The organism is Heliomarina baculiformis (genome assembly GCF_019966545.1).
GTDB lineage: Bacteria > Pseudomonadota > Alphaproteobacteria > Rhodobacterales > Rhodobacteraceae > Heliomarina > Heliomarina baculiformis.
Genome location: NZ_JAIMIC010000005.1, coordinates 96821 through 117057 on the forward strand (window position 1 = coordinate 96821; position 20237 = coordinate 117057).

A 20237-nucleotide genomic window follows, 5' to 3' on the forward strand; every position below is an offset into this window, starting at 1 on the left:
CCGGGACAGGGTGTGACAATAAGATAAGGGAACAGGAAATGGCGGACCTTTTATCAATGGACAACAAGAAGAGCGCAGACAAGCAAAAGGCACTCGACAGCGCTTTGGCACAGATCGAACGTCAGTTCGGCAAGGGATCGATCATGAAGCTCGGCGCCGAGGGTGCGGTGCAGGAAATCGAGGCCAGCTCGACCGGCTCGCTCGGCCTTGATATCGCGCTGGGGATCGGCGGGCTGCCCATGGGTCGGATCATCGAGATCTACGGCCCTGAAAGTTCGGGTAAAACCACGCTGACCCTGCATTGCGTCGCCGAACAGCAGAAACGCGGCGGGATCTGTGCCTTTGTCGATGCGGAACACGCGCTCGACCCGCAATATGCCCGCAAGCTGGGTGTCGATATCGACGAGCTGCTTATTTCGCAGCCCGATACCGGCGAACAGGCGCTTGAAATCACTGATACGCTGGTGCGCTCGGGCGCGGTCAACATGGTGATCGTCGATTCGGTTGCCGCGCTGACCCCGAAGTCGGAACTCGAAGGCGATATGGGCGATTCGAGCGTCGGCGTGCAGGCCCGCCTGATGAGCCAGGCGATGCGCAAGCTGACCGGTTCGATCAGCCGTTCGAACTGCATGGTGATCTTCATCAACCAGATCCGGATGAAAATCGGCGTCATGTTCGGCTCGCCCGAAACCACGACCGGCGGCAACGCGCTGAAATTCTATTCCTCCGTGCGTCTCGACATCCGCCGCATCGGCACCGTCAAAGACCGCGACGAGGTGATCGGCAACGCCACCCGCGTCAAGATCGTCAAGAACAAGGTCGCCCCGCCGTTCAAGCAGGTGGAATTCGACATCATCTACGGCGAAGGCATCTCCAAAATGGGTGAGCTGCTTGATCTTGGCGTGATCGCGGGCGTGGTCAACAAATCCGGTGCCTGGTTCAGCTATGGCGATGAACGGATCGGGCAGGGGCGTGAGAACGCCAAGCAGTTCCTGCGCGACAATCCCCAGATCGCACTCGATATCGAGGATAAGGTCCGTGCCTCGCACGGTCTGGAATTCGACATGAAGGGGCGCGAAGACGGCGGCGGGGACGAGGACATCCTCGAAGCCTGACCCCGACACAAGGGTGCAGACGGGCACTGCGGAAAGCCCCCGGTTCCTGCCGTAGGGGAGCCGAGAATATCCGGAACGGGGCAGGTCATCGGGCCTGCCCTGTTTCGTTCAGGGCGCGCGCCCTGTGGACAGTGGGGAAAGGGGCGGCTAAACCGTCGCAAACCCGACCAAAGGCCCGATCCATATGCGCACGCTGAACGATATCCGATCCTCCTTTTTAAGCTACTTCGCCAAGAACGGCCATGAGGTCGTCGAGAGCAGCCCGCTGGTACCGCGCAACGACCCTACGCTGATGTTTGCGAACTCGGGCATGGTGCAGTTCAAGAACCTGTTCACCGGGGTCGAAACCCGCGACTATACCCGCGCGACCACGGCGCAGAAATGCGTCCGCGCTGGCGGCAAGCACAACGATCTCGACAATGTCGGCTATACCGCGCGTCACCACACCTTTTTCGAGATGATGGGGAATTTCTCCTTTGGCGACTATTTCAAGGAACAGGCGATCCCCTTTGCCTGGGAAATGGTGACCAAGGAACTGGGTATCGACAAGGACAAACTGCTGGTCACTGTCTATCACACCGATGACGAGGCGGCTGATCTCTGGAAGAAAGTCGCGGGCCTGCCGGATGAGCGCATCATCCGCATCGCCACCAACGACAATTTCTGGATGATGGGTCCGACCGGCCCCTGCGGTCCCTGTTCGGAAATCTTCTACGACCACGGCGACCACATCTGGGGTGGCCCGCCGGGCTCACCTGAGGAAGACGGCGACCGTTTCGTTGAAATCTGGAACCTCGTTTTCATGCAATACGAGCAGTTCGAGGATGGCACCCGCCGCGAACTCGAAGCGCAGAGCATCGACACCGGCATGGGCATCGAACGGGTCGCGGCGCTTTTGCAGGGCACCAATGACAACTACGCCACCGACCTGATGCGCTACCTGATCGAGGCGAGCGCCAACGCGACCAGCACCGACCCGGACGGCCCCGGCGCCACCCATCACCGGGTCATCGCCGACCACTTGCGCTCGACTTCTTTCCTGCTGGCCGATGGCGTCATGCCAAGCAACGACGGACGCGGCTATGTGCTGCGCCGGATCATGCGCCGCGCCATGCGCCATGCGCATCTGCTGGGCGCCAAGGATCCGCTGATGCACCGTCTGGTGCCTGCGCTGGTGCACCAGATGGGCGCCGCCTATCCCGAACTTGGCCGCGCCCAGCCGCTGATCGAGGAAACGTTGAAACTCGAAGAGACCCGGTTCAAGCAGACGCTGGAACGCGGTCTGAAACTGCTTGACGATGAAATCAGCGGTCTGGGCGAAGGCGACGCGCTGCCCGGCGAGGCCGCGTTCAAGCTCTATGACACCTATGGCTTCCCGCTCGACCTGACGCAGGACGCGCTGCGCGAAAAGAACCTCTCGGTCGATACCGAAGGGTTCGACACCGCGATGGCCGCGCAAAAGGCGCAGGCCCGCGCCGCATGGTCCGGCACTGGCGAGGCTGCCGACCTGGCGGTCTGGTTCGACGTGGCCGATGAACAGGGTGCGACCGATTTCCTCGGCTATGACACGGAAACCGCCGAGGGCCAGATCGCCGCGCTGGTGGTGGATGGCGCGCTGACCGACAACGCCGCCAAGGGAACCGACGTGCAGATTGCCCTGAACCAGACGCCGTTCTACGCGGAATCCGGTGGTCAGGTTGGCGATACGGGTGTGATCCGCACCGAAACCGGTGTTGCCGAAGTGACCGATACCCGCAAATCGGCCGGTGTCTTCATCCATTTCGCGAAAGTGGTCGAGGGTGAGATCTCAAAGGCGCAGGCCGCCATGCTCGAGGTCGATCACACCCGCCGCACCGCGATCCGCGCCAATCACTCGGCCACGCACCTGCTGCACGAAGCGCTGCGCGAAGCGCTCGGGCCCCACGTGGCCCAGCGCGGCTCGCTAAATGCCGAGGATCGCCTGCGGTTCGACTTCAGCCATGCCAAGGCGTTAAGCCCCGAAGAAATCACGCAGGTCGAACAGGACGTGAACCGGTTCATCCGGCAGAACGCGCCAGTGGTGACCCGTATCATGACGCCCGACGACGCCCGCGCCATCGGCGCGCAGGCGCTGTTCGGCGAGAAATACGGCGACGAGGTCCGCGTCGTGTCGATGGGCATGGCCGATACCGGCAAAGGGGCCAACGGCAATACCTATTCGATCGAGCTTTGTGGCGGCACCCATGTGAACAGCACCGGCGATATCGGGGCCTTCGTGCTGCTCGGGGACAGCGCCTCCAGCGCCGGGGTGCGCCGGATCGAGGCGCTGACCGGTCAGCCCGCAATGGACTACCTGCGCGGACAGGACATGCGCCTGAACGAGGTCGCGCTCGCTCTGAAAAGCCAGCCAGCCGATGCGCCCGCCCGCGTCAAGGCGCTGCTCGACGAGCGCAAGGCGCTTGCCAACGAGGTCGCGCAGCTGCGCCGCGAACTGGCGATGGCTGGCGGTCCGGGACAGGGCGAAACAACCGAAGTCCGTCAGATCAACGGCACCAATTTCCACGGGCAGGTGCTTTCGGGCATTTCCGGCAAGGATCTCCCGGCGCTGATCGACGAACACAAGACCCGCATCGGCTCGGGCGTTGTCCTGCTGATCGCCGATACCGGTGGCAAGGCCGCCGTCGCCGCCGGGGTGACGGACGATCTGACCGGCAAGGTCTCGGCCGTCGATCTGGTCCGCGCCGCCGTGGCTGAATTGGGCGGCAAGGGCGGCGGTGGTCGTCCCGACATGGCGCAGGGCGGTGGCGCCAGCGCCAACAATGCCGAGGCCGCGATCAAGGCCGCAGAAACCGTTCTGGAAGGATAAGACAATGCCCGCACTCTGGATTGCCCATGTCACCGTCACCGACGAAGAGGCCTATGGCAAATATGCGAAACTGGCCGGCCCGGCGATCGCGGCGCATGGCGGCAGCTTCATCGCGCGCGGCGGCAAATACGTCCAGCTCGAAGGCAAGGATCGCCCCCGCAACGTGGTCGCCCGTTTCCCCAGCGTCGAGGCCGCCGTCGATTGCTACAACTCGCCCGAATACCAGGAGGCGCTGAGCCACGCCAAAGGCGCCTCGGAGCGAGAGCTGCTGGTCGTCGAAACCAGCGAGTAACCTTGCATGAGCACGGCGCATCTCGCGCCTGTTTTCATGCTCTTCGCCTCCAATGTCTTTATGACAGTGGCCTGGTACGGGCATCTGAAATATCCGACCAAGGCGCTCTGGCTGGTCATCCTTGTCAGCTGGGGCATTGCCTTTGTCGAATATTGTCTCGCGGTACCCGCCAACCGGATCGGCCACGCGGTCTATTCCGCCGCCCAGCTCAAAACCCTGCAAGAGGTAATCACCCTCATCGTCTTTGCAGGCTTTTCCGTGCTTATCCTCGAGGAACCGCTGACCCTCAACCACGCTGTCGGGTTCAGTTTCATCGCGCTTGGCGCATGGTTCATCTTCCGCGGACCGTTCTGAACGTCGAACAGCCTCCTCGGCGTGCCTCTCAACCTCCCGTCAAAACCCCGCCTTACCCCAAAGCCAATCCCCTGCTTCTTTGGGTCTCAAAATATCCCCGCCGGAGGCCCGGCCCGGAGGGCCGAAATTATTAACAGTCCCGAAGGGGCAATAAAAAACGGCGCCCCAAAAGGGACGCCGCAAATTCAGATCCACTCAAAGCGATCAGGCGCTCTTGGCGGCCCGCTTGCGCTCATGCGGATCAAGGAAACGCTTGCGCAGCCGGATCGAATTCGGCGTCACTTCCACCAGCTCGTCGTCGTCGATATAGGCAATCGCCTCTTCCAGCGACAGCGTGACCGGCGTGGTCAGGCGCACTGCCTCGTCCGTGCCCGAAGCACGCACGTTGGTCAGCTTCTTGCCCTTGAGCGGGTTCACTTCCAGATCGTTGTCGCGGGAATGCTCGCCGATGATCATGCCGGTGTAGACATCCGCCTGCGCGCCGATGAACATCTTGCCGCGCTCTTCGAGGTTCCAGAGCGCATAGGCGACCGACTGGCCGTTCTCCATCGAGATCAGCACGCCCGCGCGCCGTCCCGGGATCGGACCCTTGTGCGGCGCCCAGGTGTGGAACACCCGGTTCAGAACCCCGGTGCCGCGCGTGTCGGTCAGGAATTCACCGTGATAGCCGATCAGCCCGCGCGAAGGCACATGGGCGATGATCCGGGTCTTGCCCGCACCGGCGGGTTTCATCTCGACCAGCTCGCCCTTGCGGGTGCCGGTGATCTTTTCGATCACCGCGCCGGAATATTCGTCATCCACGTCGATGGTGACTTCTTCGATCGGCTCAAGCCGCTGGCCGTCCTGTTCCTGAAACAGAACCTGCGGACGCGAGATCGACAGCTCGAACCCTTCGCGGCGCATGTTCTCGATCAGAACACCCATCTGGAGTTCGCCACGACCGGCCACTTCAAAGGCTTCGCCGCCTGGCGTGTCCGAGATGTGGATCGCCACGTTGGATTCGGCCTCTTTCATCAGACGGTCACGGATCACGCGCGACTGCACCTTTTTGCCATCGCGGCCCGCCAGCGGGCTGTCGTTGATGCCAAAGGTGACGGTGATGGTCGGCGGATCGATCGGCTGGGCCGGAATCGCTTCGTCCACCTGCGGCGCGCAGATCGTATCGGCCACGGTAGCCTTCGCCATCCCCGCAAGGCTCACGATATCGCCGGCTTCGGCCACATCGATGGGCTGTTGGCTGAGACCGCGGAAGGCCATGATCTTGGTCGCGCGGAAGCTCTCGATCTGGGTGCCATCCCGCGACAGCGCCTTGACGGTTTCGCCGGTTTTCAGCGTGCCGGATTCGACACGGCCCGTCAGTATGCGACCAAGGAAGGGGTCGCTGCCTAGCGTCACTGCGAGCATGCGGAAGGGTTCGTCTTTCTTGGCGATCTGCTTCGGCGGTTCCACGTGGCTCACGATCAGGTCGAACAGCGCCGAGAGATCCTTGCGCGGCCCGTCCAGCTCCATATCGGCCCAACCGGACCGGCCCGAGGCATACATCGCCGGAAAGTCGAGCTGCTCGTCATCGGCGCCAAGGTTTGCGAAAAGATCGAAACATTCGTCCAGCGCGCGGTCAGGCTCGGCATCGGGCTTGTCGACCTTGTTCAGCACCACGATGGGCTTCAGCCCCAGCGCCAGCGCCTTGGAGGTCACGAACTTGGTCTGCGGCATCGGGCCTTCGGCCGCGTCCACCAGCAGCACCACGCCATCGACCATCGACAGGATACGCTCGACCTCGCCGCCGAAATCGGCGTGGCCGGGGGTGTCGACGATATTGATCCGCGTGCCCTTCCATTCGACCGAGGTCGCCTTGGCAAGGATGGTGATGCCCCGTTCGCGTTCGAGGTCATTACTGTCCATCGCCCGTTCGGTCGTCGCCTGGTTTTCCCGGTAGGTACCGGATTGTTTCAGAAGCTCATCCACCAGCGTCGTCTTGCCATGGTCGACGTGGGCGATGATCGCAATATTGCGCAGGTCCATGAGTTATACCTTTTTTCGGAGTTGGCGCGCCATACCGCGCCGCACCGCAGAAGGCTAGGCCCTAATGCGTGGTTGATGAGGAAAACAGCTGGATAATGCAAATACCGCCAATGATCATGCACAACCCAATCACCGCAGGCAGATCAAGCGACTGTCGAAACAGCACCCAGCCGATGATCGCGATGAACAGAATGCCCAGCCCCGACCAGATCGCGTAGACCACTCCCACCGGCATGACCCGCAGCGTCATCGAGAGCAGAAAGAAGGAAATCGCATAGCTGATGACAACAATCAGCGACGGCCAGAACCGTGTGAATTGCTGGCTCGCCTGCAAGGCCGAGGTCCCGACCGTTTCCGCGAGAACGGCCATGATGAGATAGACGTAGTGCAGCGGCATGGGCGACCTCGGAATAGGGCAGGGAGGATGTTTTCGGCAGCGTCAGGGCAGCCTGCCTCGTCTCTACACGGGAAAATGACGGGGGGTAAAGACCTGCAACAGCACAGGGTTTCGAGCATCGCTTTGCAGGCGAGAGCCTGCTCTTTGGTAAAACGCGGTGCCCGCAACCGAACTGATGCAAAATAAGGGCGGTAGAGTGCAAGAAACTGCCATCAGGTCGCGATGTAACGGTCGCGCCGGTGATTAAAGGTGATCACGAGGTTCAGAACCACGGCCCCCAGCAGCGAATAAAGCACCACCTCCAGCGGGAACAGGAAGAAGGCGACGCCAAAAATCACCGCGTCGGTAATCAATTGAACATAGCCCGCCTTGAACCCGGTCGTGTCCTGCACCAGCAGGGCTACCACGCCCAGCCCCCCCATAGACCCCTTGTGACGGAACAGCGCCAGCAGCCCCAGCCCCACCATGCTGCCGAATGTCACCGCGGCCAGCGCGGGATCGAGACTGGAAATGGTGATGCCAAAAGGGATGACCTCGGTCAGCACCGACATCAAGGTTACGGAAATCAACGACTTGATGGTAAATTCCAGACCCAGCCTGCGATAGGCCAGCAGGTAAAACGGCAGGTTGATCACGAAGAACACCGCGCCAAAGGAGAATCCGCTGAGATAAGCGATGATCACCGCAAGCCCCGCCGTCTGCCCGGTCAAAAGCCCCGCCGTCGTCAGGATATGTACGCCGAAACTGCAGAGGAAAATGCCAAGGCCAAGACCCTGAACATCTTCGACCAGCGTATGCCGGCTGGGATCGCTTGAACTGGTTTCCATGTTCCAGCGGTAGGCGGCGTTCGGGGCAAAGTCCATGTCGGACAGGGACTTGGAACGCAGCGTTCCCTTAGCGCGGCGGCCACTGCCAAGGAAATGATCATTCGTGACGCAGGCTGCCATGTATGCCGAGCAAACTTCTTCGATAAGAATGAACCAATCGTCCTCAAGGGTGTTTAGGTATCAGCCTCAAGGAGCTTGGATGTCACCGACCGCTGAGACCTCTCGCCAAATGCCCGCCGAAGTCACCGAGCAACCGGTCCTGATCCTTGCCTTAGTTTGGCTTGCCGTCTCTGGTTGCCTGGCCTTGGCGTCCTCAATCTTGATCGCGGATTTTGTCGTTCCCGATCACGACTGGATCGCCGATACAATCAGCGACCTTGGCGCAGGACGCTACGAGTTCATCGTCGATATTGGCCTCTACGCATTTTCGGCGGCCTTGATCGGTCTCGCTGTTGTGGCCGCTCACGTTCACCTTGGCGCGTGGGACTGGAGCGTGGGGATCATTGCCCTCGTTACCTTCGGCCTGTTGGTATTCCTGATCGGGGCACGCAATGAATACGGCGATAACGACAGTGACGGCTGGGTCATCCACACCTATCTGGTCTATGCGCTGGGTCTCGCGATGGCCGTCGCCTGCTTTGCACTGGCGCGCGGTGCCGCCCGGGCCAGCCCCCGCTACCGCACGATCCTGATCGCCACCGGCATTGTCTGGGTGATTTCGGCCCCGGTGTTCTTCTTTCTGCCCACGGATGTCGATGGGATCTACGAACGCTATCTCGGAGCGGTATCCCTCGTTCTGGTCCTCACCTTGGCACATCTTTTTTACCAGCGAGCCAAGCACCGGCAAGCGACGTGACACTTGCAAAGGTAACCGCCGCAACCTCTTTTTTAGCGGTATTCTGTTATCTGGAATCGGCGTTGCGCGAGTGCTGGATTGCTTAAATTCTGCCAGATAACTTGTCGCCACCATTGCCGTTCTTGCGCTTTTCTCCGAGCACCTGAAGGCTAGGAGTTTGAGCTTGGTCGCGCAGGCTCTCATCGCCTTTTCGGCTCTGCTTGGCATATGTGCGTCGCATCCCGCAGACGCTCGCCACGCAAAAACTTTGAAGGCGTCATCGGAAATGCGCCGGTTTTCCTCCGGTTTCCGAAAGGCGTGCGTCTTTATCCCTCAATCATGCCATCAACTTCAGTAAACATCCGAAAATAGCTTCGGATGTTGACCGTTCATTTCGATTTGCTTCGAAGCCAGCCAGCCCAGACTGCATGACTTACAGCGAAGAGCCCGACCGAATGTCCTCCACTCCACGCTCCTGCAGGCTGGTCTTAACCCACCAGCGCCTTGTTCAGGTTCTCGTCGACCTTTTCGAGAAAGCCCATGGTGGTGAGCCATTTCTGCTCGGGGCCGACCAGCAGCGCGAGATCCTTGGTCATGAAACCGGACTCGACCGTGGCGACCACGACTTTTTCCAGCGTCTCCGCAAAGTTCAGAAGGGCCGCGTTCTCGTCCAGCTTGGCGCGGTGCTTGAGCCCACCGGTCCAGGCGTAGATCGAGGCGATCGAGTTGGTCGAGGTTTCCTGACCCTTCTGGTGCTGGCGATAGTGACGGGTCACCGTGCCATGCGCCGCTTCGGCTTCGACCGTCTGACCGTCGGGCGTCATCAGAACGGATGTCATCAGACCAAGTGAGCCAAAGCCCTGCGCCACGGTGTCGGACTGCACGTCGCCATCGTAGTTCTTGCAGGCCCAGACATAGCCGCCGTTCCATTTCATCGCACAGGCCACCATGTCGTCGATCAGGCGGTGCTCATAAGTGATGCCGGCTTCTTCGAACTTGTCTTTGAATTCGGTCTCATAGATGTGCTGGAACAACTCAAGGAAACGACCGTCATATTGCTTGAGGATCGTGTTCTTGGTCGACAGATACACCGGCCAGCCCTTGGTCAGGCCATAATTCATCGAGGCACGGGCAAAATCGATGATCGACTTGTCCAGGTTGTACATCGCCATGACAACACCGGCATCGGGCGCGTCAAACACCTCTTTCTCGATCTCGGTGCCGTCTTCGCCGACGAACTTGATGGTCAGCTTGCCCTTGCCGGGGAATTTGAAATCGGTGGCGCGGTATTGGTCGCCAAAGGCGTGACGGCCGACGACAATCGGCTTGGTCCAGCCCGGCACAAGCCGCGGCACGTTCGAGCAGATGATCGGCTCGCGAAAGATTACGCCGCCAAGGATGTTGCGGATGGTGCCGTTGGGCGAACGCCACATTTCCTTAAGCCCGAATTCCTCGACACGGGCCTCATCAGGGGTGATCGTTGCGCATTTGACGCCCACGCCGTATTTCTTGATCGCATGGGCACTGTCGATGGTGATCTGGTCGTTGGTGTCGTCCCGTGCCTGAATGCCGAGGTCGTAGTATTTCAGGTCGATGTCGAGATAGGGAAGGATCAGTTTCTTCTTGATGAAGTCCCACATGATCCGGGTCATTTCATCGCCGTCCAGTTCGACGACCGGGTTGTCTACCTTGATCTTAGTCACGACGGGAGGACCTTTCGTTAAGGGTGAGTCGGGATGTCTTGCTCTCTAGCGCAGAATGGTCTCGTGCGAAAGATTGTATACTTCTGTATACTAACGCGCTTTTACGGTGGTCGTTTCCAAGTTCGATCCAATTCCCTTTCTAGGCTTAATATTGTCATTAAAAAACCGGTACTTACGTAGCGTAACTCTTAGAAAGCTTAGTTTACCGATAGGTAAGGTGTTAACTATAGCTCCAGCGAAGTTAGGCTCGACTTCGAATCCAAGGGGACAAAATAATGTTTAAGAAATTGGCAATATCGGCTGTTATAGCCATTGCGCCTGCCGTGGGGGCACAAGCGGCGCAACTCACTGCAACCGAACTGCTTCAGCAGTTCAACGTCATCACTACCGGTGACGTCGTCAACAAGGGCGGCCTACACATTCACGGCCGTGCGCTGATCGGTGGCACGCTGAGCGGTGATATGGCAGAAGTGAACAATGACGGCGTCGACGGGATCATCGCTTCCGACTACGACGAACTGATCATTGGCAACGCGACCAGCGACACGAAGGCGCGCGTTCTTGGTGGCGGTTCGGCAAGCTTCAACGGCACGCCGACGCAGATGGATATGAACGGCGGCGGCGTCTCCAGCAGCCCGGCTGTCATGCCCGACAACTACGCGGCCATTCTCGACGCATTCTCGACAGATCTCAAGAAGCTTGCGACGAACGCAACGGTAGACACAACGACATTCACCAATGTCGCGATCTTTGACGAAGCATCCACCGGCGGGACCTCGGTCTACAACATCAGCCAGAGCGATCTGGACGGGCGCAACATTGACCTGTTGCTGAACGGTGCCGACAATATCGTCATCAACGTGATCGGTTCCGGCGATTTCGACCTGACCCAGGGCTTCCGGGGCAGCAAAGACGTCTCCAAGGACGTGATCTGGAACTTCGTCGGCTTTGACGAGCTCTATTTCGGCGTGTCCATGTGGGGCACGATCCTCGCCAGCGGTGCCGAAGTGACCTATCACAACGATGTCGAAGGCACGCTTTACGCCGACAGCGTCATTGCGCATGGCCAGATGCACATTCAGCCCACGACCTACGTGCCGCCGGTGTCCGAAGTACCGCTGCCCGCGTCGATGGTGCTCCTGATGGGTGGTTTTGCCGGTCTCGGCGCGTTGCGTCTGCGTCGCCGCGCCTGATCGTCACCAAATCCCAAAAGAAAAGGCGGCCTGTAAGGGGCCGCCTTTTTCATGTTCGACAATGCGCCTGGACTTGATCAGCTGCGCCGACGGCGGTTGCCGCGCGCCTTGCGCTCGGGGGCCGCATCGTCGCCGGTCCCGTCCGAGGTCGATGAGAAATCGCCCAGCACCGCCGCGATCTGCTCAAGCGTCGGCATCTCGCCGCGCGGACGTTCATCCAGCGCTGCACGCATCTGGCGCAGGTGATCGGGCATGGTGCCGCAGCAGCCACCGATGATCTTGGCGCCGCAATCGCGCGCCATCACCGCGTATTCACCCATCAGCTCTGGCGTGCCATCGTAATGGATATGGCCGTCGACATATTTCGGGATGCCCGCATTGCCCTTGGCAATGATCGGGCGGCCTGTGTTCTGCGCGGCAAAGCCCTGCACGGTGCGCAGCAGGTCCGACGCGCCGGTGCCGCAATTGGCGCCATAGGCAAGCGGGGCCGGGTCGATCTCTTCGACCATCTTCGCCATCGCTTCCGAGGTCATGCCCATCATCGTCCGGCCAGCGGTGTCAAAGCTCATCGTGCCGCACCACGGCAGGCCGACAAGCGCGAATGCCTCGGCGGCGGCGCGGTATTCTTCGGGGGCCGAAATCGTCTCGAGCCAGAGCACGTCAACGCCGCCTTCCTTCAGACCGTCGGCCTGTTCGTGGAACATCTCGACCGCGAGCGCATGAGACAGCGGGCCGACCGGCTCCATGATCTCGCCCGTCGGACCGACCGATCCGGCGACCACAATCTTGCGGCCCGCCTTGTCGGCGACCTCGCGACCCAGTTCCGCCCCAACGCGCGACAGCTCACGCACCCGGTTCTGCGCGTTATGCAGCTTGAGCCGCGCGGCCGTGCCGCCGAACGTGTTGGTCAGGAAAAGATCGCTGCCCGCATCGACAGACCCTTGGTAGAGCGCCATGATCTTGGCGGGCTCATCCGTGTTCCACAGCTCGGGCGCGTCACCCGACTGCAGCCCCATGTTGAACAGGTTGGTGCCGGTCGCCCCGTCGGCCAACAGCACGTCATGGGTTTCCATCATTTGTGAGAGAGCGTCTGTCATCGGTCGTATTTCCCGCAATCGTGGTGTCCCGGAGGTTTTCCGGCGCTTGGCTTTTCCTTCTCACAAGGCGCGGGGCAAGGCAAATTCATTCTGGTCTACGGCCACCTCGGCACGCGGACTTGCCGAGAGCATCGGCACTTCGCCCGGCGCATGCACCGCCCGGGCAATGTCGGCCGCAGCCAGCGCCAGCGATCCTGCATCGGGCGCGGCAAGGTAAAGCGGTTCCCAATAGGGCGCAAAGGCGGTCTTGAACTGGCGCAATCCGGGTTTAAGCCAGCGGCAGAGCGCATGATCGGGCAGGGCGGCAAGAGACAGGCGCGGGATGCCATTCGCCCTTGCGGCCTCAACCGCCTTGCAGACAAGTAGATGCGCGGTGCCGTCGGGTGCTTCGTGCGGGACGCGCATGAGATCCAGACACCATTCCCGATCGCTGACGTGAAAGGTGATGAAACCGACCAGGCGTTCGCCCTGCCAAGCCAGAAACACCCGCTGGGTCGAGACATAGCCCGGATCGTACCGTCCCATGGTCAGCCCTTGCGGACGCCCGTGGCTTTGCTGCCATTCCAGATCGAGGCGCTCCATCAGGTCAAAGGGCAGGCCATGTGCTACCTCAACGCCGTCGATGCCCGCCTTTTCCGCGTGGCGTAGCTTGCGCCGCAATTGCCGACAGGCGCTGCCATTCAGATCGAACCGCGCCGGAGAGAGGATGGCTTCGCGGGCGATGCGCTGAACCTGCCAGCCAAACTGGCGCGCCCTGACCGCGCTGCGCGGGCCACACTTGTAAAGACAGGCGACACGGTTGGTGGCGCGGGCGCGGTCGGTCAGCATCTGAAGCGACCGGTCGAAACGCCCCGTGAGCGGATCGAACAGCCCGACCGAAACCTGCGCGGTTTCGATCAGCGCGATTGAATCGCCCCGGTCGAACAGGATCTTGCCATCGCTCTGGCGTAGCACCGCGGTTTCGGACCGGCTGCGCTCATGGGGCAGCGCCGCAGGCGGGCGCAGATCTGCCCGTCGCCTGCGAAAGGTCTTGTGCGGTCGTCGCAGCAGTGCAGATCCAGCAAAAAGGGCAGGCATCGCGAAATAGACAAGCCGGAACGCAATGATACCTGACAGCACCTGCGCCGCGTCACCCGTGGGCAGCAACGTCAGCAGCATAAGTTCGAAAGGCCCGATACCGCCCGGCGTGCCGGAAATCAACGCTACCCCCAGCGCCGCGAGGTAGGCCGGGAAAAGCTGGAGAAAGGTAATGTCGCTGCTCGCTGGCATCAGGATGAACAGCGCAAGCGCGGCAGCCACGGTGTCAAGAACAGTCCAGAACCCGATGGCCGAAAGCGCCGGCAGGCTGGGCAGGCGGATATGCCAACGGGCGAAATCCAGCGTCGGGTGCAGAAAGACCACCGCCAGCCCGGCGGCCACGACACAAAGCCCAAGCGCGCCAACCCAGGCACTGATGCCGCTGCCGGGCAGGACCAGCGCGGTCAGGCTCAGCTCAGCCGCGAGACCGAAAAGAAAAGTTACCGCAGCGAAACTGGTGATCCGCAGCGCCGCGCCAAGGCTCAGCCCCGGGATCAGCCGCCAGCGCACCAGCGTGCCTGTGAACAGCCCGAACCCCAGCGTCTGCGAGATTGCGACGGCAGACGATCCGGCAAAACGCGCGCGCGCCACTGGCACATTGGTCTCGAAATGGCGATGCGCCAGCGCATCATAGCGGCCAAGCGCCCAGAAGCTCAGGTAGGTGGCCGCCAGCGCCCCGGCCCAGCAGATCGGCGGCACGGTCTTCGCTTCGCGAAGGAACAGCGCGAAACTGAACCCCTCCAGTCGCAGCGATACAAGCCAAAGGCACGCTCCGGCGATGGCAATCGGTACAATAACCCGGACAAGCCCGGAAACCGTCCGTATGGCAAGGGAAAGAAACGCGGGCATGGCCTTCCTTCGGTAATCCGGCACAGCTCTCGCAGGCCGGCATTACCAAAGGGTGAAGCGCGCAATTCGCCCTTAATTGTCTATGGTTGCCCCGCCGCGCGGGCGGGGCAGACCGGCTTAGTCCAGCTCGGTCATGATCTGGCCTTTTGCGACCACGATCAGCTCGTCCATCTTGGCGCGGATCGTCGCATCGTCGGCCTTGTCGCCCAGATCGGCGGAAACCTTGCGCACGACGTCCTCATGTCCGGCTTCCTCGAAATCGGCCAAAACGACGGACTTGGCGTATTCCGTGGCTTCGTCGCCCGACTTGCCCATCAGCTCGGCCGCCCACAGGCCCAGCAGCTTGTTGCGGCGCGCGACGGCCTTAAAGAGCATTTCCTCGTCATGCGCATACTTGTTTTCGAATGCCGCTTCGCGATCGTTGAAAGTGTTCATGGCCCCAAGCCTCTCTGTTAATCGTTGTTCATCCCTGATATGCAGTCGCAGCCCTCGCGACGCAAGAGCACGCGCGCGCTGCTTGCGAGAATGCTGCCCTTGCACTATAGCGGCGTTAAACGCTGTCGGGGACTCATCCTTGGGGGCGATTCCGAAAGGTAGTTTATGGCGCGTCGCAAAAAGATCTACGAAGGCAAGGCCAAGATTCTGTACGAAGGCCCCGAGCCCAATACGATCGTTCAGTATTTCAAGGATGATGCCACTGCGTTCAACGCCCAGAAAAAGGACGTGATCGACGGCAAGGGCGTGTTGAACAACCGGCTCAGCGAATTTTTCATGACCGGGTTGAACACGATCGGCGTGCCGACTCACTTTATCCGACGCCTGAACATGCGCGAACAGCTGGTCCGCAGCTGTGAAATTATTCCGCTGGAAATCATCGTGCGCAACTATGCCGCCGGCTCGCTGTCAACGCGGCTGGGCATCGAAGAGGGCACGCAGCTGCCGCGTCCCATCGTCGAATATTGCTACAAGGACGACAAGCTGGGCGACCCGCTTGTCACCGAGGAACATATCGCCGCCTTTGGCTGGGCCAGCCAGCAGGACATGGACGATATCCTGTCGCTGTCGCTCCGGGTCAATGATTTCATGTCCGGCCTGATGCTGGGCGTCGGCATCCGCCTCGTCGATTTCAAGATCGAAATCGGCCGCGTCTTCGACGGCGATTTCCAGCGTCTCGTGGTCGCGGATGAAATCAGCCCCGACAGCTGCCGCCTCTGGGATATCGAGACCGGTCAGAAACTCGACAAGGACGTGTTCCGCCGCGATCTGGGTAACCTTACAGACGCCTATTCCGAAGTCGCGCGCCGTCTGGGTGTCATGCCCCAGAACGCCACGCAGATGACCAAGCCGACCCTGATCAACTAAGCCGAAAGAAGGACGACAGGATGAAAGCCCGCATACATGTGATGCTGAAAAACGGAGTCCTCGATCCTCAGGGTGAGGCGGTGCACCACGCGCTCGGTTCCATGGGGTTCGACGGCGTGCAGGGTGTGCGTCAGGGCAAGGTGATCGAACTTGATCTCGACGACAGCGCCACCGAGGCGCAGGTTGGCGAGATGTGCGAAAAGTTGCTCGCGAATACGGTGATCGAAAGCTACCAGATCGAGATGATTTGATACTTTGCCCGCCAGCCACAATTTGGCGGGCAAAGTTAATGCAGAACTTTAACATCTGCCGCTGCGGAGAGACCCCATGAAAGCTGCCGTCATCGTTTTCCCCGGAAGCAATTGCGACCGAGATCTCGCCGTTGCCTTCGAGTCCGCCGGCGCGGATGTGACAATGGTCTGGCACAAAGACAGCACCTTGCCTCAAGGCGTTGATATTGTTGGTATTCCCGGCGGTTTCTCTTTTGGTGACTACCTGCGCTGCGGGGCCATCGCGGCGCGCTCGCCGATCTGTCAGGCGGTTGTCGCCCATGCGGATCGGGGCGGTTACGCCATGGGGATCTGCAATGGTTTTCAGGTTCTGACAGAAACCGGCGTCCTGCCCGGCGCCTTGCTGCGCAACGCCGGGCTCAAGTACATCTGCAAGACCGTCGGCCTAAAGGTCGAAACCTCCTCCAGCGCCTTCACCGAAGGCTATAACGCGGGCGATACCGTCAATATTCCGATTGCTCACCATGACGGCAACTATTTTGCCGACGCAGAGACCGTCGCGCGGCTCAAGGGTGAGGATCGCGTGGCCTTCACCTATACCGACAACCCGAACGGCTCGATCAGCGATATCGCTGGAATCCTTTCGGAGAACCGTCGCGTTCTGGGCATGATGCCGCACCCGGAACGGGCAGCCGATTCCGGCCATGGCGGCACTGACGGTGCGGCGTTGTTCCGCGCACTTACCGGCGCTTTGGCTCCGGCCTGACTTGAGCAGCGCCCCAAGGGGGCGTAGCCTGTCATCATGGCGAACCCGCAGAATACTATTTCCGGCAACCTGATCTTTCCGCGCACTGACACGATTAGCTGGCGGGTGCGGGTTGCCCTGTTCGTTCTGCTCATCGTCGCCGCCACCACGGTCTGGATCACCAACCACCTCCTGACCGACCGCTTTACCGAAAGCACGCGCAACCGGGCCGAACTGCGTCTCGCGCTCTACAGCGGGAACCTGCAGAGTGAGTTGCGCCGGAACGCCATCGTGCCGCAGTTGCTGGCGCGCGACCCGAACCTGATCGGCGCGCTGAATTCTAACGATTTCAGCCAGTCGACCCAGCGGCTCATCTCCTTTGTAGAGGAAATCGGCGCGGCCTCGCTGATGCTGCTCGACCGGGACGGGCGCACCGTTGCCGCCACCGACCGTAACCGTCTGGGCGCCACCCATCGCACCGAGGCATATTTCGTGGATGCCGTACGTTCGAACGCGACGGTGTTCTCGGTGATCCCGCGTGAGGCGGGCGGTTACAGCTTTACCTATTCCCGCCGCATCGAAAACGGCCCCGACGTGCTGGGCGCCATCGTGGTCGAGGTCGATCTGCAGAAATTCGAACGCGCCTGGGCCGGGATTTCCGACGCCGTGCTGGTCATGGACAGCACCGGCACCATCGTGCTTTCGACAGAACCGCGCTGGCGGGGCTTGACCGAGGAGGACGCGCTGCGCCGCCAGACCCCTCAGAACGCCATCGAAAAGGCCCTGCGCGCGACGACGGACTGGTCTGCTTTGCCGCCCGACGCCTACATTCAAGGCGAGGCTGTGATGCGGACGGAATCCAGAATTCCCTTTCGGGGCTGGAGGATGACCTCTTTCACAACCTACAGTTCCATCCGCGAGCGTGTGAACGGTGTGCTCGCGCTCGAGATCATGGGATTCGCGATTCTCCTCGCGCTCGCCTTCTATGCACTCAGCCGGAAAACGGCGTTACGCATGGCGCTTTTTCAGCGTGAATCGGCAGAGCTTCGCGCATTGAACATGCGCCTGCAGCGGGAAATTGCCGAGCGAGAAAGGGTGCAGGAGACCCTCGCCGTGACCGAGCAGACCCTTGCCCAAAGCTCCAAACTGGCGGCCCTGGGTGAGATGTCGGCAGCCGTAAGTCACGAGCTGAACCAGCCACTTGCGGCAATGAAAACCTACCTTGCCGGGGCGCGTCTGCTGCTGAAACGCAACCGCCCCGAAGAGGCGCTTTCCTCTTTTGGGCGCATCGATGACCTGATCGAACGGATGGGCGCGATTACCCGCCAGCTCAAGTCCTACGCCCGCAAGGGCGGCGAGAATCTCGCCCCGGTAAACATGGGCGATGCGCTGGCGTCTTCGCTTTCGATGATGGAGCCGCAGCTCAAACACAGGCAAGTTCAGATCACCCGAGTCCTTCCGGATCAACCGGTTAGGGTGATGGGCGACCGGATGCGCATTGAACAGGTGATGGTCAACCTCTTGCGCAACGCGCTTGATGCCACCAAGTCCGTCGACGACCCCGAGGTCGAAATCATTCTTGCCGCAGGGGAAACCGCGACGCTTACGGTGCGCGACAATGGCTACGGGATCAAGGATCTGGATTCACTGTTCGAACCCTTCTACACGACCAAGCAGCCCGGCGACGGTGTCGGGCTGGGGCTTGCCATTTCCTCGGGGATCGTGAACGACCTCGGCGGCAGGCTCACGGCCCGCAACGGTCGCAAAGGCGGCGCGGTCTTCGAGATGCAACTGCCGATCCTGAATGACGATCTGGAAGCGGCCGAATAACCCGCGCTGAAAACGTTGTAACACGTAACGAAGAAATTAACTTAAGCTACTGATGCGATCCCCGCTCAGAACAAGGTGATGATGAATATGGCTCAGGCGATGAAGATTGCGATTGTCGACGATGAACAGGACATGCGCCAGTCGATCAGCCAATGGCTGGCACTCTCGGGATATGACACCGAAACCTTTTCCAGCGCCGAGGATGCGCTGCGGGTGCTGGGCCCCGAATATCCCGGTATCGTGATCTCGGACATCAAGATGCCCGGCATGGACGGCATGCAGTTTCTCAAGAAGCTGATGGGCAATGACAGCGCGCTGCCGGTCATCATGATCACCGGCCATGGCGATGTGCCGATGGCGGTCGAGGCGATGCGCGTCGGGGCCTTTGATTTCCTTGAAAAGCCCTTCAACCCCGACCGGATGTCGGATCTGGCGAAACGTGCCACCGGCGCCCGCCGTCTGGTGATGGACAGCCGCGCCCTGCGCCGAGAGCTGAGCGATGGCTCGCAGCTGATGAACAAGCTGATCGGTGCCAGCCCCGTCATGATGCGCCTGAAAGAGGACATTCTCGATCTCGGTCAGGCAGATGGCCATGTTCTGATCGACGGCGAAACCGGCACCGGCAAGACGCTGGTCGCACACGCGCTGCACGCAGTCGGCAGCCGGGCGGGCAAGAAATTCGTTCTCGTGAGCTGTAACGCCTTCGAGGAAGAAGCGCTGTCGAAGCGGCTCTTTGGCCCGATGTTGCCCGAGGATGGCCAGCTCCCGGCGATTGAAGAGGCGCGCGGCGGGACGCTCGTGCTCGAGGATATCGAGGCGCTGACCGATACGATGCAGGCCCGTCTGCTGAGCGTCATCAACGAACAGGGCACGCCCGCCGAAACCCGCATCATCGCGATCTCGAACCTTCAGGAAGCCGGTCGCACCTGCGAAGACGCGCTGCGCTCGGACCTGTTTTACCGCTTGGCCGCGCTGCGCATCACCCTGCCGCCACTGCGGACACGGGGCGAAGATATACTGACCCTCTTCACCCGCCTTTCTGAGCAATTCGCCGAGGAATACGGCTGCGAAGCGCCGCAGGTCTCTGCGCAGGAGGCTGCACAGCTCTTGCAGGCCCCTTGGCCGGGCAACGTGCGCCAGCTCATCAACATCGCGGAACGCGCCGTTCTGCAATCGCGTCGAGGCTCTGGCACCATTGCCTCGCTTCTGATGTCCGATCACGAGGACATGCAGCCGGTGATGACGACCGAAGGCAAGCCGCTCAAGGAATACGTCGAGGCGTTCGAGCGGATGCTGATCGATAACACCATGCGGCGTCACCGTGGATCCATCGCCAGCGTGATGGACGAACTCTGCCTGCCGCGCCGCACCCTGAACGAGAAGATGGCGAAATACGGTCTCCAGCGTTCAGATTATATTTAGGATGATCTGCGTCTATTGCATGGCCGGTTAACGCCGGTCATG

At 60.9% G+C, this 20237-nt stretch carries 18 protein-coding genes; 11 read left to right on the top strand and 7 right to left on the bottom strand.

Annotation, left to right across the window (positions count from 1 at the left end):
• Positions 1-38: 38 nt before the first annotated feature.
• From recA to MF268_RS12595, 4 genes are all read left to right on the top strand, one after another.
• Entirely contained in the window at positions 39-1115 is a 1077-nt protein-coding gene (recA, locus tag MF268_RS12580) for a recombinase RecA (RefSeq protein ID WP_238371220.1), read from the top strand.
• A 184-nt stretch (positions 1116-1299) separates the two neighbouring features.
• Positions 1300-3960 (top strand): alanine--tRNA ligase, encoded by a 2661-nt coding sequence (gene alaS / locus MF268_RS12585; protein ID WP_238371221.1) that lies wholly within the window; start codon positions 1300-1302, stop codon positions 3958-3960.
• Positions 3961-3964: 4 nt separating this feature from the next.
• The gene (locus tag MF268_RS12590; protein ID WP_088635489.1) at positions 3965-4252 is read left to right on the top strand and encodes a DUF1330 domain-containing protein; all 288 of its coding nucleotides are present in this window, start codon (positions 3965-3967) and stop codon (positions 4250-4252) included.
• Between the two features lie 6 nt (positions 4253-4258).
• Positions 4259-4606, top strand: a complete 348-nt coding sequence (locus MF268_RS12595; RefSeq protein ID WP_238371222.1) for a DMT family protein — start codon at positions 4259-4261, stop codon at positions 4604-4606.
• Between the two features lie 204 nt (positions 4607-4810).
• Here MF268_RS12595 and typA read toward each other — a convergent pair whose 3' ends face one another.
• From typA to MF268_RS12610, 3 genes are all read right to left on the bottom strand, one after another.
• Positions 4811-6628: a translational GTPase TypA gene (gene typA, locus MF268_RS12600; RefSeq protein WP_238371223.1), complete on the bottom strand. Its 1818-nt coding sequence runs from the start codon at positions 6626-6628 to the stop codon at positions 4811-4813.
• 61 nt (positions 6629-6689) lie between these two features.
• Positions 6690-7025, bottom strand: a complete 336-nt coding sequence (locus tag MF268_RS12605) for a DMT family transporter (protein ID WP_238371224.1) — start codon at positions 7023-7025, stop codon at positions 6690-6692.
• Between the two features lie 212 nt (positions 7026-7237).
• Complete coding sequence (locus MF268_RS12610) at positions 7238-7852, bottom strand: YitT family protein (RefSeq protein WP_238371544.1); 615 nt, start codon at positions 7850-7852, stop codon at positions 7238-7240.
• A 199-nt stretch (positions 7853-8051) separates the two neighbouring features.
• Here MF268_RS12610 and MF268_RS12615 point away from each other — a divergent pair, with 199 nt between their 5' ends.
• Positions 8052-8708, top strand: a complete 657-nt coding sequence (locus MF268_RS12615; RefSeq protein WP_238371225.1) for a DUF998 domain-containing protein — start codon at positions 8052-8054, stop codon at positions 8706-8708.
• A 467-nt stretch (positions 8709-9175) separates the two neighbouring features.
• Here MF268_RS12615 and MF268_RS12620 read toward each other — a convergent pair whose 3' ends face one another.
• Entirely contained in the window at positions 9176-10390 is a 1215-nt protein-coding gene (locus tag MF268_RS12620) for an NADP-dependent isocitrate dehydrogenase (RefSeq protein WP_238371226.1), read from the bottom strand.
• 275 nt (positions 10391-10665) lie between these two features.
• Here MF268_RS12620 and MF268_RS12625 point away from each other — a divergent pair, with 275 nt between their 5' ends.
• Positions 10666-11583, top strand: coding sequence for a collagen-binding domain-containing protein (locus MF268_RS12625; protein ID WP_238371227.1), 918 nt, complete (start codon positions 10666-10668; stop codon positions 11581-11583).
• A gap of 77 nt (positions 11584-11660) precedes the next feature.
• On the opposite strand, the gene bmt is transcribed toward MF268_RS12625, so the two are convergent.
• The 3 genes from bmt to MF268_RS12640 form a co-directional block, all read right to left on the bottom strand.
• Positions 11661-12680: a betaine--homocysteine S-methyltransferase gene (gene bmt / locus MF268_RS12630; protein ID WP_238371228.1), complete on the bottom strand. Its 1020-nt coding sequence runs from the start codon at positions 12678-12680 to the stop codon at positions 11661-11663.
• A gap of 60 nt (positions 12681-12740) precedes the next feature.
• Positions 12741-14606, bottom strand: a complete 1866-nt coding sequence (locus tag MF268_RS12635) for a phosphatidylglycerol lysyltransferase domain-containing protein (RefSeq protein ID WP_238371229.1) — start codon at positions 14604-14606, stop codon at positions 12741-12743.
• 117 nt (positions 14607-14723) lie between these two features.
• A complete protein-coding gene (locus MF268_RS12640; protein WP_238371230.1) occupies positions 14724-15041 on the bottom strand; it encodes a DUF1476 domain-containing protein in 318 nt (105 codons plus the stop codon).
• Between the two features lie 165 nt (positions 15042-15206).
• Between MF268_RS12640 and purC the strand changes: the two genes are divergently transcribed.
• The 5 genes from purC to MF268_RS12665 all read left to right on the top strand — a co-directional run bounded on the left by purC (position 15207) and on the right by MF268_RS12665 (position 20195).
• Positions 15207-15968 carry a phosphoribosylaminoimidazolesuccinocarboxamide synthase gene (gene purC / locus MF268_RS12645; protein ID WP_238371231.1) on the top strand — a complete coding sequence of 254 codons (762 nt, stop codon included), beginning with the start codon at positions 15207-15209 and terminating at the stop codon, positions 15966-15968.
• Positions 15969-15988: 20 nt separating this feature from the next.
• Entirely contained in the window at positions 15989-16219 is a 231-nt protein-coding gene (purS, locus tag MF268_RS12650) for a phosphoribosylformylglycinamidine synthase subunit PurS (protein WP_238371232.1), read from the top strand.
• A gap of 76 nt (positions 16220-16295) precedes the next feature.
• Complete coding sequence (gene purQ, locus MF268_RS12655) at positions 16296-16964, top strand: phosphoribosylformylglycinamidine synthase subunit PurQ (RefSeq protein ID WP_238371233.1); 669 nt, start codon at positions 16296-16298, stop codon at positions 16962-16964.
• Positions 16965-17000: 36 nt separating this feature from the next.
• Positions 17001-18773, top strand: coding sequence for a sensor histidine kinase (locus tag MF268_RS12660; RefSeq protein ID WP_238371234.1), 1773 nt, complete (start codon positions 17001-17003; stop codon positions 18771-18773).
• A gap of 87 nt (positions 18774-18860) precedes the next feature.
• Positions 18861-20195 carry a sigma-54-dependent transcriptional regulator gene (locus MF268_RS12665; protein ID WP_238371545.1) on the top strand — a complete coding sequence of 445 codons (1335 nt, stop codon included), beginning with the start codon at positions 18861-18863 and terminating at the stop codon, positions 20193-20195.
• Positions 20196-20237: the final 42 nt, after the last annotated feature.

What these genes read in the sequence shown, in the direction of transcription:
- recA (WP_238371220.1), top strand. Translation starts at nt 39, where the DNA reads ATGGCGGACCTTTTATCAATGGACAACAAGAAGAGCGCAGACAAGCAA.
- alaS (WP_238371221.1), top strand. Translation starts at nt 1,300, where the DNA reads ATGCGCACGCTGAACGATATCCGATCCTCCTTTTTAAGCTACTTCGCC.
- MF268_RS12590 (WP_088635489.1), top strand. Translation starts at nt 3,965, where the DNA reads ATGCCCGCACTCTGGATTGCCCATGTCACCGTCACCGACGAAGAGGCC.
- MF268_RS12595 (WP_238371222.1), top strand. Translation starts at nt 4,259, where the DNA reads ATGAGCACGGCGCATCTCGCGCCTGTTTTCATGCTCTTCGCCTCCAAT.
- typA (WP_238371223.1), bottom strand. Translation starts at nt 6,628, where the DNA reads ATGGACCTGCGCAATATTGCGATCATCGCCCACGTCGACCATGGCAAG.
- MF268_RS12605 (WP_238371224.1), bottom strand. Translation starts at nt 7,025, where the DNA reads ATGCCGCTGCACTACGTCTATCTCATCATGGCCGTTCTCGCGGAAACG.
- MF268_RS12610 (WP_238371544.1), bottom strand. Translation starts at nt 7,852, where the DNA reads ATGGAAACCAGTTCAAGCGATCCCAGCCGGCATACGCTGGTCGAAGAT.
- MF268_RS12615 (WP_238371225.1), top strand. Translation starts at nt 8,052, where the DNA reads ATGTCACCGACCGCTGAGACCTCTCGCCAAATGCCCGCCGAAGTCACC.
- MF268_RS12625 (WP_238371227.1), top strand. Translation starts at nt 10,666, where the DNA reads ATGTTTAAGAAATTGGCAATATCGGCTGTTATAGCCATTGCGCCTGCC.
- bmt (WP_238371228.1), bottom strand. Translation starts at nt 12,680, where the DNA reads ATGACAGACGCTCTCTCACAAATGATGGAAACCCATGACGTGCTGTTG.
- MF268_RS12635 (WP_238371229.1), bottom strand. Translation starts at nt 14,606, where the DNA reads ATGCCCGCGTTTCTTTCCCTTGCCATACGGACGGTTTCCGGGCTTGTC.
- MF268_RS12640 (WP_238371230.1), bottom strand. Translation starts at nt 15,041, where the DNA reads ATGAACACTTTCAACGATCGCGAAGCGGCATTCGAAAACAAGTATGCG.
- purC (WP_238371231.1), top strand. Translation starts at nt 15,207, where the DNA reads ATGGCGCGTCGCAAAAAGATCTACGAAGGCAAGGCCAAGATTCTGTAC.
- purS (WP_238371232.1), top strand. Translation starts at nt 15,989, where the DNA reads ATGAAAGCCCGCATACATGTGATGCTGAAAAACGGAGTCCTCGATCCT.
- purQ (WP_238371233.1), top strand. Translation starts at nt 16,296, where the DNA reads ATGAAAGCTGCCGTCATCGTTTTCCCCGGAAGCAATTGCGACCGAGAT.
- MF268_RS12660 (WP_238371234.1), top strand. Translation starts at nt 17,001, where the DNA reads ATGGCGAACCCGCAGAATACTATTTCCGGCAACCTGATCTTTCCGCGC.
- MF268_RS12665 (WP_238371545.1), top strand. Translation starts at nt 18,861, where the DNA reads ATGGCTCAGGCGATGAAGATTGCGATTGTCGACGATGAACAGGACATG.